The sequence below is a fragment of the Megamonas sp. genome (genome assembly GCF_986095205.1).
Genome location: NZ_CFQVBI010000002.1, coordinates 43,533 through 60,445, shown reverse-complemented (window position 1 = coordinate 60,445; position 16,913 = coordinate 43,533). Strand labels below are relative to the sequence as shown.

At 32.0% G+C, this 16,913-nt stretch carries 17 protein-coding genes; 1 reads left to right on the top strand and 16 read right to left on the bottom strand.

Annotation, left to right across the window (positions count from 1 at the left end; genetic code table 11):
- Window positions 1-84: 84 nt before the first annotated feature.
- From AC5LAX_RS00420 to AC5LAX_RS00345, 16 genes are all read right to left on the bottom strand, one after another.
- On the bottom strand, window positions 85-1,128 hold the full coding sequence (locus AC5LAX_RS00420) for a hypothetical protein (protein WP_493263533.1): 1,044 nt from the start codon (window positions 1,126-1,128) through the stop codon (window positions 85-87).
- A 176-nt stretch (window positions 1,129-1,304) separates the two neighbouring features.
- A complete protein-coding gene (locus tag AC5LAX_RS00415) occupies window positions 1,305-2,060 on the bottom strand; it encodes a hypothetical protein (protein WP_493263532.1) in 756 nt (251 codons plus the stop codon).
- Window positions 2,061-2,177: 117 nt separating this feature from the next.
- Window positions 2,178-3,095, bottom strand: a complete 918-nt coding sequence (locus tag AC5LAX_RS00410) for a hypothetical protein (protein ID WP_493263531.1) — start codon at window positions 3,093-3,095, stop codon at window positions 2,178-2,180.
- 73 nt (window positions 3,096-3,168) lie between these two features.
- Entirely contained in the window at window positions 3,169-4,644 is a 1,476-nt protein-coding gene (locus AC5LAX_RS00405; RefSeq protein WP_493263530.1) for a hypothetical protein, read from the bottom strand.
- Window positions 4,637-6,832, bottom strand: a complete 2,196-nt coding sequence (locus AC5LAX_RS00400) for a hypothetical protein (RefSeq protein WP_493263529.1) — start codon at window positions 6,830-6,832, stop codon at window positions 4,637-4,639. The genes AC5LAX_RS00405 and AC5LAX_RS00400 overlap by 8 nt, the downstream gene beginning before the upstream one ends.
- 13 nt (window positions 6,833-6,845) lie before the next feature.
- Complete coding sequence (locus tag AC5LAX_RS00395; RefSeq protein ID WP_493263528.1) at window positions 6,846-8,303, bottom strand: AAA family ATPase; 1,458 nt, start codon at window positions 8,301-8,303, stop codon at window positions 6,846-6,848.
- The gene (locus AC5LAX_RS00390; protein ID WP_493263527.1) at window positions 8,293-8,658 is read right to left on the bottom strand and encodes a hypothetical protein; all 366 of its coding nucleotides are present in this window, start codon (window positions 8,656-8,658) and stop codon (window positions 8,293-8,295) included. Before AC5LAX_RS00390 ends, AC5LAX_RS00395 begins: the two co-directional genes overlap by 11 nt.
- A 4-nt stretch (window positions 8,659-8,662) precedes the next feature.
- Entirely contained in the window at window positions 8,663-8,914 is a 252-nt protein-coding gene (locus tag AC5LAX_RS00385) for a hypothetical protein (protein WP_493263526.1), read from the bottom strand.
- 1 nt (window position 8,915) lies between these two features.
- Window positions 8,916-9,227 (bottom strand): hypothetical protein, encoded by a 312-nt coding sequence (locus AC5LAX_RS00380; protein ID WP_493263525.1) that lies wholly within the window; start codon window positions 9,225-9,227, stop codon window positions 8,916-8,918.
- Between the two features lie 152 nt (window positions 9,228-9,379).
- A complete protein-coding gene (locus tag AC5LAX_RS00375; RefSeq protein ID WP_493263524.1) occupies window positions 9,380-9,679 on the bottom strand; it encodes a hypothetical protein in 300 nt (99 codons plus the stop codon).
- 469 nt (window positions 9,680-10,148) lie between these two features.
- Window positions 10,149-10,685 (bottom strand): hypothetical protein, encoded by a 537-nt coding sequence (locus AC5LAX_RS00370; RefSeq protein WP_493263523.1) that lies wholly within the window; start codon window positions 10,683-10,685, stop codon window positions 10,149-10,151.
- 142 nt (window positions 10,686-10,827) lie between these two features.
- A complete protein-coding gene (locus tag AC5LAX_RS00365) occupies window positions 10,828-11,211 on the bottom strand; it encodes a hypothetical protein (protein WP_493263522.1) in 384 nt (127 codons plus the stop codon).
- A 16-nt stretch (window positions 11,212-11,227) separates the two neighbouring features.
- On the bottom strand, window positions 11,228-11,380 hold the full coding sequence (locus AC5LAX_RS00360) for a hypothetical protein (protein WP_493263521.1): 153 nt from the start codon (window positions 11,378-11,380) through the stop codon (window positions 11,228-11,230).
- A gap of 72 nt (window positions 11,381-11,452) precedes the next feature.
- On the bottom strand, window positions 11,453-12,397 hold the full coding sequence (locus AC5LAX_RS00355; protein WP_493263520.1) for a LamG domain-containing protein: 945 nt from the start codon (window positions 12,395-12,397) through the stop codon (window positions 11,453-11,455).
- 1,519 nt (window positions 12,398-13,916) lie between these two features.
- Window positions 13,917-14,096, bottom strand: a complete 180-nt coding sequence (locus tag AC5LAX_RS00350) for a PH domain-containing protein (RefSeq protein ID WP_493263519.1) — start codon at window positions 14,094-14,096, stop codon at window positions 13,917-13,919.
- 204 nt (window positions 14,097-14,300) lie between these two features.
- Entirely contained in the window at window positions 14,301-14,993 is a 693-nt protein-coding gene (locus tag AC5LAX_RS00345; RefSeq protein WP_493263518.1) for a hypothetical protein, read from the bottom strand.
- Window positions 14,994-16,268: 1,275 nt separating this feature from the next.
- Here AC5LAX_RS00345 and AC5LAX_RS00340 point away from each other — a divergent pair.
- On the top strand, window positions 16,269-16,910 hold the full coding sequence (locus AC5LAX_RS00340) for a hypothetical protein (protein ID WP_493263517.1): 642 nt from the start codon (window positions 16,269-16,271) through the stop codon (window positions 16,908-16,910).
- Window positions 16,911-16,913 lie beyond the last annotated feature (3 nt).

Below are 16,913 nucleotides of genomic sequence, written 5' to 3'. Positions count from 1 at the left end.
AATAAAGATAAAAGAAATTCCCGTAGAATCCAAAAATTCTACGGGAATTATTACAACATTATTAACGAAATATATTTGGATTACTTAGAATGGAAGTCCACCATTATCTTCTGTTTCAGGAGCAAAAGCAGAACTTTCAGTAGGAACAAATCCACCTGCTACACCACCTGCAAAACCGCCCATAGGCATAGATGGATTAACAATTCCTGCACCCATAGGAATACCGCCAATACCAGCAGCAGTTCCAAGATTAGGAGCTTTTCTTTGTTTAGATTGTACACCTTCCATAGGAGCAATACGTTCCTTAGTAATATCAAACATAAGACTAGGTTCTTTGAAATGGTTAGCATCAAGCATGAACTGTTCTTCAAAGATTCCTTGACCTACAATATTCGGGAATACCAAATCGCCTTCTTCTGAACCTTGACCGGAGAAAGCCCAATCACCTTTGTTCTTATAATAGCGATTAAGTCTGAACCAAAATTGTCTAGGTTTACCTGTCTTATCAAGTAATGCAGATTTACCATTTTCTCCACCTGTTTCAACAAGTTTAACTACATTGTCAAACAGAACTCCCCAAGCCTTGATAACATCTTCTACTTCAACTGGTTCATACTGACCATTATCGTCATAATCAACATAACCAAGTTCAAGCATTTCAGCTTCTTCGTCAGTCATTTCACGACCTTTGAATACAACCACATCAAGGAAGTGTTTTATCCAAGCAAAGTCCATATTAATAAACTTCTCTTTAGCACCGCCAGGAATATAGTCAACATTACTTTCATAGGGCCAAAATGTCTTACTAGCAACACGAACATCAGCAGGATTAGTATGAAGAGAAGTAGCTTCAATAACAAGCTGTGGAATAGCTTTTCCTGCAAATGCTGGACGCATATTGTTATCTTCCTTCATAGTTACCCAAGCAACACGAGCATGAAGATGTCCAACAAATAACCAAAGATTATTAATAGCATCTTTATGAGAGAACTTCTTACGAGCAGTAGTTCTTGTCTCATTACTAATACCTCTACGACGCTTCTTAGTTGCAGTAGTTGCAGCATTATTAGCTGATTGATTAACTACTGGTTCTTCTACTTTAGCACTTTCTTCTTTTTGAGTACTCATAAAATTTGTTTTTATAAAGATTAATACTAACAACAACAAGTTGTACAGGCTTGTTGTTTATTGCAAAGTTTCCAAATATAATAATTTTTTAAATCATAGCCAAATAAAAAAGAGCTAAATTCAATTAAGAATTTAGCTCTTTATAATCTAGCTTTTTATCTAACCGGAAGAAGTTCTTATTTAGAAGATTGACGAGCAATCGGTTCTTCATCGGCTTTGAAAGAAATCTTATAAGCGTTAACTTCAACAGTTTCTTTTTCATCACCAATAACTTTACCAGTTTCAACAGCAACTACGAACGGTTCGTTCAAGTTAACTTCAAATACACGGTTAAACTTCTCTGCTTCGTCACCGAGATTTTCTTTCAATTCCGACCACATTGAAGAATCGGAGAAAGTCAACGGCAAACCAAGACCAGTAAGATTGGAAGAAGTAGAAGTACGAGCACCGGAGTAAGCACGAGTAGTAGGATTGTAGTCATCAATAGTAACTTCTTCTACTGACTTACCAACTTCTTCTGCGATTCTTTCTTTGTTAAGTTCAAATGCAGCCGCTTTCTGTTCAGCAGTCATACGAACACCTGCAAGTTTGATTTCTCCGTTCTTCTCGAACAAAGGTACACCTTTACAAATACCATATTCACCGAAGTTCTGAATAAGAGCAGCACGAGCAGCTTCTGTACCAAACTCAACATTGTTCTCTTCGCACCATGCCATTACTTCGGCATCACGTTCAGCAATAGCTGCATCAATATCAGCAATATTACTAACAAACTGTACGTTATCACCGGGAACAAGACCCATGATACGAGTTACTGCACCTGCCAAGCTAAACTTAGCTTTAGTACTGTTAGCAGTCAATGTAGGTTCGTTACTAGCTTGCATTACTCTCTTACCGCTTTGAACAGCGCTCATGCCAAATTGAAGTCCCATAATTGTAAAAATTTTAAAAGTTAATAATTATTAATACTAGGCTTAAAGCCTATTGTTATCTTAGTTTTTGTCTTATTTCGTATCTATTGATTAGTAATAGTTAGACTTCTATTACTATCAAATCTCTACAATATCAGCATCGCTGATATTCATATTGTTTACTATCTTAGCTTCTGTTGTTTCCATACAACCAAGTATAACATCAGCAGCTATATCACGAGCAGCTAGTGTAAACGCTCTATGTCCAATGAGAGTTCTCATATATTTAGTATATGTATCTTTACTAGTAAGTCCAGCAGTTACAGCATCACTATAACTAAAATGTCCTATACTAGTAATAACTCTGTTATCTACCACACGAGTAAGTTTATATTCAGTAATATAATCACAAGGAACATTAGGTATTCGGAAGATTGGAACTAATCCCTTAGCTGCAATATCTTTAGCTTGTTGTTGATTAGCTGCAACCCCGAACTTATTATTTAGCTGATATTCCTTATATATAGTACCATTATAATCTTGATAATTCCTAACTGGATAAATACCAATTTCGTCATTATCAGAACTAGCATTAAATTCATCAGCTTCTTTCTTGCTTTTGAATCTCCTACAATACTCTGGTATCTTACTATCAATATAAACATTATTACCGTCTGTATATTCATACAGAGCTATATAATCTTTAGTGCATTCCCATGTTATAGCTGCCTTCAATAATAACGCTTTAATTAAGTGAACATCTAATGTAGTTTTACCATTAATAACTCCTAGATGTTCAATACAACTAGTAAATGGTAAACCTAGTTCTTTAGCACGACTATATATTGCAAGACCATCTTGAATAGTCTTAATACCGCACTTATCACTAGACATTACTGATTTCAGATACAACTCTAACTTACTCCTATCATCGGGATTGTAAATGTCTAGGGTATTCAGAGCAGAAGCCATAACCATATTATTATTAGTAGCAGGTTTTGCTTTTGGTTCTGTCTTAGCTAGAGTTTTTTCATTCTCTGTCTTTACTTCTTCCATTATTTCAAAGGTCGCTTATTGATTACTCTACAAAGATACTAATTTCTTTTATAACTCCAAAGATTAGCATCTATTATTCTCCTATTATGAAATCATTTTCACTATCTTTAACTATTTCATAGTCTTTTCCTCCTTTCGTTTCTGCTAGCTTCTTTTCTTCATTCGTACCTTTACAGTATACCTTATATATTATATTAGGTACGGAACTAAAAGATAGATTAGGTATTCGATATTTTAAGTCTCGTATTGAGCTGCAAAGAGGTGAAGTGAAAATCACTATATCTACAACTCCTATAAAGCTCGTATCAATAGAATTATTTGCCGACAGTACTTTCATATAGTCGTCATTAAATAGCTCCAAATTTCGCGTTCTCTGCGCTCTTGCTTGCATGATTACTGGCTGTCCGATTTTAGCTCCCGTCTTATATACTTTCGGTTTACCTTTCTTATCATAAGCCTGTATTCCTTCCATATCATTGTGATAGTTTCCGCAATAGTCATATTGTAGAATACTAATTCCAGTTTGGAATATCTCACCATTAGTCATAATAGATTTACCTTCGTATTTTATATTAGCATTTAGGTACTCTGTTATCTTTCCGGCAAACACTCCATTCTTTGAAATAATAAGTATTCTTTTGCCTATATTTTCCTTAACTATATCAAGTATTACATCTAGCTTAACAATATTATCAGTAACTACTTTAGTACGTTCTCTAATAATATTATAAGTTTGAGTAACTCTCTCAACTAAAGCACTAGGATTATATAGTTCATCGATCTTACGGCACATTGCATCGGTCATATCCATTTTAGCAGACCAACCATTACTTTCTGCTACTTGTAATCTACAAGTTTCAGCAGCAATATTAAGTCTAGTATTACCAACACGACATTCTTCTAACTTTTCAAAAGTGCCAAATATAGTAACACTTTCATTAATATATTGGCTACATTTATCATAATAGATTCTATCTGCATCAGTTAGAATAACACCCTTTTGGTACTCCTTTATGGGGGAATGAATAGAACGATTAATTAAGTGGGCATAATTAATTTCATATACTTTAGGAGCATACTTATACATAAGTACAGCATTATCAGCAACACTATCAATAGCATTAGTAGCAAGTAGTTTAAACTTAAAATAGTTACCACTATATTTCTCTGCAATCTTTCTGAACTTCTTTACATTAATAGTAATAAGTACATCTTTATGACTACTAGGACTAGGTTTATACGGAGAACGCTCAACATAATCACGAGTGAGTATAAGACATCGCTTATCAGTTATTAATTGTTTATGAATCTCTTTAAATTCAGAAGTATTATCAAGATAATAATTAATGTTAGCCCTATCTTCCATAGTCTCTGTTATAATAAGAGACGTTAAATCAGGAGTTTTAGCTACCATTTTATCTAACACCATTGTAACAAAGTTCATTACACTTAGTGGTTCAGATAGAATAACACTACCCACGCCTTTGTTAGCAGACCATTTATTAGCAGCTTCATTATAAATATCAGTTACATCATTCATTTTAATCAAATAAAGTATTTCTCATTCCATAGTATTTCTTAACTAAACGTTTACCTTTACCTTTATTATTACGACTTTGCTCTATTGGTTCTATAATAGCCATAGCTTCATTATAATAATATAAGTAATTAACATTTAATTCAGATATATCAGTATCATCAACAGTATTACATATAGAAACACGTTGACCTGCACATAGAGAACTTTTCTTAACTTGTTCTTCGTTACGCTCATTCCAGCCCATACTCTCAACTTTCATCAATGTTCCCCCCGTAGAGGAGATGTAAAACCTTGTATTCCTCTGCACTACATCCGTTCTTATCTTTCCGTCTACGACATGAGTAAACTCTAGTCTATACTTATGATTAACATTTTGAGTACGACAGAAATCAAGAATAGATTTAGCATTTCTAAGAGTTTCCATTACAGGAGTTCCATTAATAAAGTATTCAGTAACACATTTAGCTACAATAGGAGAATTATATCCTTTAGACAAATCCTCTAAGAACATCTTAGGATTCATTCTGCCTTTGAACTTACTACTACCTCCCCGTTTAACAGTAAGATAACTATTAACACCTTCAGTTACATATTTTGTATAATATGTAAATTCTAGCTCTAATCCTAGATGTTTCTCCCACCAATGACAAATATCATCAGCAGTTTGTTCTAACTCTCTAGGAACAATAGTTACAATACCATCAGTATTAGCACTTATAACATGAATACCTGCAAGTTCAAGTTTCTCTATTAACATCAATAAGAATAACTGACCATTAATAGTTACTTGATACATTGCTTTCTTGTCACATAAGAATGACTTCTCACTTCCCATTTTACCAAATATACCAGCATTTGCTACAATCTTTAGACAAGCAGCAGCAGTAGCATGTTTATCTCTCTCCATAACATCAAGAGATTTATCTTTGGCTAAATGTTTATGTTCTAGTCGTTCATCAACAATAGTATCGGCTATGCGAAACCATGCTTTAGGAATAAGGTGTTTCTGACATACTTTAAGACTACGTATCATATTAGGATAATAACTTGCAACATCTCTGTCAACAATGATACTATCAGAATTTTCAACATATACAGCCGGAATTTCATTTGAATGTAGACCCCCAGTTGCGATGGTATAGGACGTGCCCATAAAGGTAAATTCTCGGTCAAATTCGCCCTTTTTTCCCTTCAAGGTAAGGGAACGTATGTCTGACAAAATATCGTTCAATTCAGGGGTCGAAAATGCGATTTTATCTGACAAGATTTCGGAAACCAAGATTTTCCTACGTATTGTCTTAGTATCAATAAAGGCTTTAGGATGTAGACCAGTAAACTTACTATATAGTTTAACAATAACTTTATCAGCTATTGTACTTCTACTAGCAGAATACACATCTACATTATATTCCTCACTAATACGATACCTTAAAAGAATTTCTTCTTGATTCATTCTAATTAGCTCGGCAACAATATATACATCATTGTCATTATAATCAGCCATTTCTTGAAGATATTCTCTAGGTATGAATCGTTCAAATACATTACGATAATGGATATTAAGTTCTCTATCTGTCATTCCCTTAGCTTCAGGAAGTCTCTCGTGATAATAATGTCTATCTAAATCACCAATAGGTGGCATAGTATACTCTTTTAGATTATACCATTTAATATTAATAGAAGTCTGTTTAAGACTTTTATGATAATGGTCTAGCCTAAAGATTTGGAATAAATCTAAGTCTCGAAATGCCACGTTATTACGAAGTATAAGAGAAGTAAAATTATCAGTCCAAAGAGTATCATTATTAGAACTACGAATAACTCTCTGTGATGTTTCATATAAGAATGTGATTAACTTACTAGGCTTATCAAATTGATTATAATACATAAGTAATGCACTTAACATTAAGCGGTCGTACTTTTTGTTATTGTAGCCGAAATAGTCTGCTTTCTGTTGTAACCAATATAATAAACTGAATAAATCAGTATCATCATCTTCATATAAAACAAAACGTTTCTTAGGTATTGTTTCTAAACGTTGTTTTATCTCTGCAATAGTAAGTTTATCAACAAGAGGAATAGCTTTTCCATAATTATCGACACAATCACTAAATATTTTGAGATAACTACGTAAATCAACAAATACTACCGAGAAGTAATTTCTAGTTACTTCGACATCATAACACATAGAGTTCATACTTATACTTTATTTATTGTCCATAACACAAATATAAACGATTTTTACATCTACTACAAGCTGTATATAATCTACGAAGGGTTTCATCTATATTTCCCCAAGGATTACCAGTTCTAGTATCAAATACAATATCATTTATGTCTACATACACATCAGCATAAGTACTTCCTTGTGCTTTATTTGCAGTAAGAGCAAAACCATAATCTAAATCACGACTGAATTTTATCTTATTAGTAGCTTTATCTAATAGATTAACTAATAATAAGTTTCTTTCCCTAAATTCATAGTATTCTTTCCAACGTTTAGTTCTATTATATTTATCAGCATTAATAGCATTATAAATATAAGATTCACCTAACTTATAATAAAGCATAGCATTATTAAAATCAGAATGGTCTACTACAAATAAAGGTTTAGTTCTATTACCACCATTAACTCGTATGAAGGTTACATTAAATCCATGAATATTATCTCTATTAGTAAAGTTCTTAATATCATGTATTATATAATCTTCGGAATTAATAATAATAGGTTCTTTAAAATCATCAATAAAAGTATTATAAGACATTACTAAATCATTCTTAGTTAGAATTGCTTTACCACTATCTTCAATAATATTCTTACGAATGAATTTATTCCAGTCAGACACAGATTTATTAGTATAAGTAACGAGACGACAAGTATCAACATCTCTAGTAAATTCTTCATTATAAAATCCGTCTATTACAAGAGATTGAAACTCAAATGCACCACAAGTATAATATCCTTTAGTTTGAGTAGAATCAAAAGCATACCGATTTCTATTGATAAACTCTAGGAACTTCCAAGTTCTATTATCAATATCCTTTCTCAATATCCTTAATAATTCACTAACAGGATTACTTTCTTCTTGTCTTACAATCTGTCTAAGAGTATAAAACTTAATATTATCGAAACAACGTGAGCGAGTTTCTTTAACTGGCTGGAGCTGGTGCGCATCACCCATGTAAATCAACATGCACTTAAACTGTTCACATTCTCTTTCTATCAGAGTTTTAAGATTAATACCAATCATAGATGCTTCATCAACAATATATAGCTTATATTGTTTAATCTTCTTTTCAGCTAAAGGGTCAAAAGGAGGATTATTAACATCAAAATCAGTAACATCTGTATTAAGTCTTAAACCTAAGTCACTAGCAACAGTAGATGTAGCATATCCAGTAGACAAACGAAGAACACGAGCAGCTTTATGAGTAGGAGCAGCAAGTCCAATAACAGATTTAGCTAAACCACATCTCTTTATTACTTCACGTATCATATATGTTTTTCCAGTACCCGCAGAACCAATAAGAGCACGTTTATAATCGCCTTCAACATAACCTTTTTCTATAAAGGCTACAAGATTCTCATAAGCAATCTTTTGGTCACGAGTAAAACTATTCAAGACACTATCATCTTTTTTAGCATCATCAAACTTTTCAAAATTCATTGCATTTCAATAAAAATTTATCAATATTATCACGACATTTAAGAATATAACCTTTAACTGGTAATCCTATCTTAAATGGAATATAACAACTAGGCATAGTACAATAAGCATCAGTACATCTAACAATCTTAGTAGGTCTACCATGACTATCCAATGCACGAGTATATATTGTCTTAAAGCCTTTACATGAGTATGAACGTTCAGATAATGTAATAAGTTCATCAGTACCTTTAGGATTGAACTTATATTCATTGTTATGTAGAACAATAGTACCTACAACAATTTGCATTATTACTTTCTCACAAGGAATCTTCTTTTCCTCATTTACAGCAGATAGTTTAAAACTTAGTCCCATATTACTAAGATTTAACAATTTGATTAGGAAGATATTGTATACAACACGCTCCTTTACGGGGGAATATCTTATACTTATCAGTATTCATAATTCTAGGTAACGGAATAATTTCACAACATCTATCATCATGAACATCTATAATAATGCAATGATAAGCATTAACATCTGCATCATGAGATATAACAGCTTTAAGTCCTTCAAAATATACATCAAACGTACTATCAGGATTAACACATTGTTTTAAATCTACAACCATATTAATTAGCTTTAGTTTTATATATTTCGTATAGCTTATTAAATTCATCAGAGGGCATACATACAATAGGAACATTTGTATGCATTTGGTCTTTAGGAACAATACAATTTCTAGCAGTAACTATTCTATCATCTTCAACAAACATAGTTTCAAGAACTAAACAATTACCACCGTCTAGTATTTCCTTACACTTAGGACAGATATATAAATCATCTGTACCAAATACAATAAGCTCATCACCACAAACTAGACATTTACCAGTTGTGATAATGAGCTTACCATTATTTTGTTTAAACTCGTTTAACTTCGGCATAACTAGGTATACGTCTCCTTTCTTCCATCTTAACAAATTTAACACTAGTACTTTCAAGTACATTAAGAGTAAAAGCTACTAACTTATAGCTTCTCTCATGCTTTCCGAATTTAATTTTCTTCTTAATCATTACGTTTAGTATTTAATTATTATTATTTAATAGGAGCATCTGACCGCTCCGCTTCGCTCCGCTTTTCTCCCCCATAAAGGAGTAGTGATTCTGTTACTTTCTTCTTTATTTCATTTAGAGTTCTACTATTAACAATAGTATTATTGTTTCTTACTTCATCACTACACAAAGAAGTACTATATAAAGTCTTACTATATAGTTCTTTGACATTGTTTTCACTATCATAAATGAATAAATAGAAACCAACATAAGTAGTAGGTTTAGCTCTACCAAGAGCTATATCAATAGATAGATATTCTTCACCTAATACTTTTAACTGCAAAAGTTGCAGTTTTCTAACTAGTTTAATAAATTCTCTTTCATTCATGTCGGTATATAGTTTTAATTAATTAATAATCATAGAAAAAGGAGCAGACGCTTCTGCTCCAAGCTAAATAATTAATATTTATAAAAGTCCTAATTCTATCTCACGACAGTAATTTAATTAGGGGTAAAAATTAAATTAAGTTCTGTTCTATCTCACGACAGTAATTAATAAACTTGTATTAAACACAAATACTATGTATTTATAGCTGACATTTTACGAAGAGGATTTCCCTTACTTCAACCATTTGGTCAATGTTTCAACTTAGATTAGTCATCATCAGAGCTATCAAGAAAAGAAATAGTGCGATTCTCACGAACAGCACTATTATAATTCCATAAAACCAATAAATACTATTCTCACGAATAATAGATATTACAATACGACAAATTTAATTTTAGTTTAACTAAAACAGACAAACAAAATATCAATCTTTATATATCTTACGATAATCTACAAAATAATATTTAGGATTAGTTATAATAAAGTTTTCAACAATATCCGCTGCTTCATTAGGATTATTTCCTTTATAAATATTAATAGGATTTTTTCCTGTAAAAGCATTTCTAAATATATTATATTTATCAAGAAAAACTAAATTATCATCAGAAGAATAAAATACAGTATATACATTATTTTCTTTCTCGTGATACTTCTTACAAAGATTATCATAACCTTCCATTGTTTTATTACGAAGTTCTTCCATATATTTGACGTAATTAGTCATTATATCATCCCATTGTTCAATAGCTTTAATTTTATCTTCAATAGGATAATCTGCTTCAAGAATATCATTAAGAAGCTCATTTAATCCTTTGACATTAATAGATTCTATATCTTCTTTAATTTTATTATTATATTCTCCGGAAATAAAACTTCTACGATAATCTTCTTTAATTTTATCAATAGCTTTGGAATCAGAACACATAGCGGCAGCAATAATAGCTTCAATAATTTCTTTCATTATAATAAGTTTTTAAATTAGACAATAAAAAACTCTACTAATATTACCCTAGTCTCACGACCTGAATAATCTTAATAGAGTGGAAACCGACATTTATTTAACCCTTTTGTCAGATATTAATTAAATAGAGTACGTATCGGCATTATACTAAACGTAAAATCATTGTAATAACAGCACCAAGAGCAATAATAGCTGCAATAACAAAACCAACAGTATTATACTGTCTCTTAGCTTTAAGCTCTTCATAATCTTTGTTAGCTTTATCTAACTTAGATTCGAGAAATTTAATGCCGTCTTTAAGAGCTTTATTATTAGCTTCCAATTGATTATTAGCAGCACTTAATTTAGAAGACATATTACGAAGAGCTTTATCTTCATTACAAATATTCTCATACATAGCCTTATAATGATTAAGACCAGCATCAGACTTTTCATTAGATTTACGTAGACGAATAACTTCTGTCTTTAATTCGTTAACTGTTGGACGTTTCTTACTAAGAACATCGACTTCTTTCTTTTCATTCATAACTATTAGTATTTAATTAATCTTCAATATGAGTTATATCTAAGTCGAGGTCTATGTTATCCTCGCTTAGAGTATTTCCAGTATTCCAATTATTAGCCATTTCACAGTCGAGATAGTCTATATCAGCTACCAAACCACAAATAGGAAATTCTACACCTTCGTCATACATAATCTTAAATTTTGTAATACGGATGCAAGTATAGCAATAAATAATGGAAATACCAAACAATAATGATAATATTTAATGAGTATTGCTATAAGCTATATCATCTTTGAATTTATCCATTATATCATAAACTGATATATTAGAACAATTCAATAGAGTATTAATAGTATTAGAAGTACGTTGGTCTTTACAAGTAATATTAAAATTATCATAATTGAACTTACAAACAACATTAGGACTAGCTTTATGAATATAATAAATATCCATAGCAGAGACATTGAAGTCTACAATATCATTTTCGTATTTATCTAATACGTCTTTAAGAGATATGTAATATCTACAATCACCAATAGCTCTAGCAGCACTAGCAGTATCTTTAAATCGAATAAAGAAACCGGAATCAATAGAATTACGAATAGTTAGCCATTCAAAATCTAGTTCGTATTCTTTATATGGTTGAACATAAAGTCTTAAATCATAAAGAGCTTGTCTAAAAACTCTTAAAGCATGAGTTCTTTCAGCTAATCTAGAAGTCTTTTCTTCCAATTGTTTATCGAGTTTATCAATATCTTCTTTAGAACGGCTTAATTGAGTATTGAGTTTCTCATTAACTTTAACAGTAGCATTAAGAGTATCTTCGATATTCTCTAACTTAATAAGACTATTAGTTTTCTCTTCAATAATCTTATTTAATTGAGCAATACGTTCTCCACGAAGATTAAGTTCATTATTAAGACCATTAATTTGATTACGTAATTCAGTAATTCTATTATCACTATTAACAAGTTGATTTTCAAGAAACTTAATACGTTCAGTTAACTCATTATTATCAGATTTAAGAGATTCAATCTCATCACAATCTTTAATAGTATAAGTATTACCAAAATCAGCAAGTTCAAAAATAGAACCAAGTGATTGAAAATCTAAATCAATAATACAACCACTAGCTTCAACAATAGTAACTCCATTTGTATGAGATACAAGAGTTATATGCTTTTTATCATTTACAATAGCTTTCATAAATACAAGTATTAATTATTAAGAATTTAATTTTAAAAGTAGAATCCATACTATAACAGTATAGTACGATATAGTAGACGAATAAAACTAATAACTATTATATAAGTTATTATAGTTTGAACTAAAGAACGAATGATAATAACCTTCTTATAAGAAAGGTAATTAAACATTAAATAACATAGGCATATAACTATCCCAATTAAAGATAGAAATATATGGAACTGATAATCTGTCATGGTGAAGCAATATCAAATAATATTAAGAATATACATAAAGTAGACGCAACTATTATTAAAGCGAATAACATAGTAAGAAGAGTAATCTTAGTGTTAATAAGAAACTCACTGCATTTAATAAGTGCGATAATAAATAGTAATGCTAAGACAATAATATCGTAGTTAGACATAATAGTATAAGTTAATAAGTGAATAAGATAAAGAGCAAAAGAAGTACAGTAACGTCACCCCTTTATGGGGGAAGACAGCGAGCTTTGCGAGCGGGACAAGCCAAACTACACAACAATACAATTATTAATAATAGTATTACTAATAGTACTATTCCCGTTATCAGTTGTAATACATAGTATCGTTATTATCGGAATCGTCCGAACTACTATTGTCAAAGACAATGGTAGTGACGCTCTAATAATAACAACTATAATATAATAGTAGACAATATAGTAGTATTATTATTAAGACTATCAATCCGATATAATAGTGAAACTATTATAGAGGACTAATAACAAAGACAATTACAATAATAACGACCATAATTCTAACGACCATAATTCTAATACTAAGGACTAATATCATAGATATTAGGAACTTAGAACTAACAATAACAACCAATAATTAGGACTATAATAATATCTAATAGTAGAATTATAGAATAGGATTCAAATCCTAACTATTAATATAATAGAAACAACAGTATAGATTAATAGTATAGATTAATAGTATGATAATAAAATAGGATTCAAATCTCAACTCCATAAACGAAGAGGTTTAGGTAGTAGTCGCAACATTGTAGGTTAGAGTAGTGAGTTAGAATGAGGGAGTGGAGGTGAGAGAGGGAGTAGTCCCCACTACTTAACCAACTCATCTCTCTTATCTACATCTTCTAACTATTCTTACTCCACTACTATTATCTCACTCTATTGTCTATTCTACTATCTAGCTTAACGAGGAGCCTTAGCGACCCTTCCGAGCATTGATGTTGTCAATACTAGTAATAGTCTTGATACTATTGATACTATTGATACTATTTGTTGTTGTTGGGTGTGATTGTGTGAGCTTGCTCCTATTGTCTACGACAATAGTCACCGACCTTGCGGACGGTCTTTTCGACCCCTATATATATATATATTATAATTATATACTAAAGTATATAATATATATATATATAATATAGACGCATCGGATTCTGCATCGGATTTTCTAACTCCGCTATTAGTCCATTACTCTTGGCTAACGTGGAGCTGCTGCGACCCTTAGGGTTTGCAAGGGTTTTAGCTTGCTAACTAGTCAATCTTTGATAATATGTCTAATAGTCTTTTAATATCGGCTTTTAGCTTAGATATGTATTCAGTTATATCATTAGGATGAATCATTTGAGTTGTATGATTATCATATGTGATTTCAAGAGTATCAACAGCTATAACATCTATGTTTATTATAGTTTTCTTTTCATTTATCTTCATAATACTTTTGTTATTTAAATTGGTTTATGATTTTAGCTTATCAGTTGATTAGCTTCGCTTATCAGTTGTAGCATTTCGCTTATCAGGTGACTAGGGTTGTTCCCAATCCCAGTTAGCGAACACACGTCGAGAGTATTGTCGAACACGTGCCGAATGGTGTATTCTTAGTTTAGTAGGAGAGGTTTCCCTCTCCTACGTAACTGGTTAAGCTGCACCCTCTGCATCAGGTTGGTATTTAGCCAACATGTCTGCCATGAGCATTTCGTCCGCAAGGGACAACGTACGCATACTAAGTTCGTACGGGAAATACTCGTAACGGTCGTGTTCATTAACACGTTCTTCACGAGACATTTTAGCAGCATACGGATTAACGAATACTTCACCTTGCGCAAGCACGTGTCCAAGCACACTAATACGTGCCTTCTTGAAGATAACGTGCAACACTGACAACGGAGCTGTCATAACAGCGTTGGCGAGCATTGGTTCGCCTTGACCTTTGAGAATGGCTGCAAGCTGAATACGACTAGTAAATATATTACGAGTCGTAGACTCGACATAAGTACCACTAGCAGCATCTTTCACAAACTGTGGAATGTTGCGATTAACAACCACAGTAAGTGCACCTGCATAACGACTGCTATTATCAATGATATTAGTAATCATTAAGCTGTCGTGATTCTCAAAATCAGGACGGTCAAGCAAGAGACGAGTAATATCGTCTGCTTCCTGTCCATGATACTCGGATAGGTCAACTATACGAGCGTCAGCAGCTTCATCAGCAGTAGCATCGGTAGCAACTGTTTCAGCGTTAGCACTTGCTGCATCAGCAGCTTCTTTTGCAGCTTTTGCAGCTGCTTCGGCTGCCTTTCTAGCAGCATCATTAACTCTTGTTCCCATAATAAAACGAATTAAATGTTATAAATCAGTCGGCAACTGTTCAACCAATATGCATCCCGACTACACGCACAATGGCAATATGTTTAAAGTCATTTGGTTTGATAGTAACTGCAATATGTTTAAAGTCATTTGGTTTGATTAAGCCAATAGTTCTTTAACAACATCGTTAGCATCTAGTATCAATACTAACACTACTAATAGTATTAGAAAGCTATTCACATAGTTATCGTACAACTTAATGTAACTTAGATGTATGAATACTGGCACACCTAGCATACTTAATGCTAAGTGTGCCACTTTTAGTTTATCACTAATATTTATACGTATCTAGTATAATAACGTGAACAAAACTTGTCGTAGGTTTCACCTGCACGACCGTACTTTCTCCAATCCCGTCTCTGTTTATTAACCATAGACAGATAAGTAGCAGTAGTCATAGCTACTGCTATTGATAGTAACAATAGGAATATCATAAGCATAAGTATTTAATTAAACATTTATATTAATAGCAATATGTTTAAAGTCATTTGGTCTTGACGGGGGTATTGGAATTGGTTTGAAGTAGGGGGCGGTGTTGGGTAGGAGCTTCGTCTCGATAAAAATATACTCACGAAAAATATTATTTTGTGGAGTAGAGTCAACAGTAGCATTTCTAATTCTCTTTCTTCTAATAGTTCCAACAGTAGTCCTAACAGTATTTTTAAGTCTCTACACATCATTAGTCCCAGTCTTAATCCTAAGTTCATTATAAGTCTTACTTCTAAGTCCCTACACATTAGTATTTCCTAATCCTTTCTTTCTAATGTTTCCTTTATGTCTTTTATTTCCTATTCGTTGCTTGTTGTTGTTAGTAGTCCAAAGTCTATCTTCGATATACTTAGTCCTATTAGTTTAATCAATTCCTTTAAGTCCTTAATTAGTCTTATTTATATTATATGGTATTAGTTGTCTACTGGGTCTTATTGTGTAAGTCCTTTCTCCTCTTCTATCGAAGAGTTCGAAGATTTAGCATCAGGATTGTAAAAATAGAATGGTAAGATTTAGTCGATATTTTAGTTAAGTAGTGGACTTGTATTAGAGTGTGCACTAATGTGAACTAGTGTGAATGGATGTGAATTATACAGCGAATACAATTCTAAAGGTTTTTTAACGAGTTAGATATTGATAGTACGAATATTATTCGTATACTTGTACTATTAATGACTGGTGCATATATTACTCTTAGTAATGCTAGTCAACTTAATTAATAGTATTAACAATCTAATTAAAGTAATCATGTTACATTTAGAGAACAAAACTAAAGGAGAAACTTTCCTAGTTCCTCAACACATTGCAGAAATTGATTTCCAATATGTTTCTGATAGAGTTAAGAATATTAATCCTTTCAAACATTTTGGTATTGTTGCTATTGTTCAGACTGCCAAACTTCGTGAGATTATTAATCCTGACTTGAAAGGTACTGGTAATACTAAGTTCATATTAGTTAAAGCTAATTATGGTGACGATGTTAAAGAGATAGATAGAGCTTTTCTTAATCGTTTCTTATATGTTGCTCCGTCTGATGTATTTACCGGTATAGATTGTAATCCTCGTAGTAATGAACTTACTCCTTATAATCTTGCTGAATTTATTCGTAGTGACCAAGATTTAAATCTTAGTATTGCTCGTGGCGAGATATTCCGTAAAGTTGGGAGTGGTTCAGTTATTAGTCTACTTGGTAATGATGTTACTCCTGCTACCGTTGAAAAGAAAGGAGATAATGGTAAGTTGATTACTACTATTGCTGAAACAGTGGTTTGTATTGGTTATAAGATTGTTCGTCTTTCTGATATTCAAGGACAGAATACTATTGAAGGTCTTCCTGTTAGCGGTAAACCGCAGAAATTTATAGTAGCTACTAATTTACTAAATATATAAACT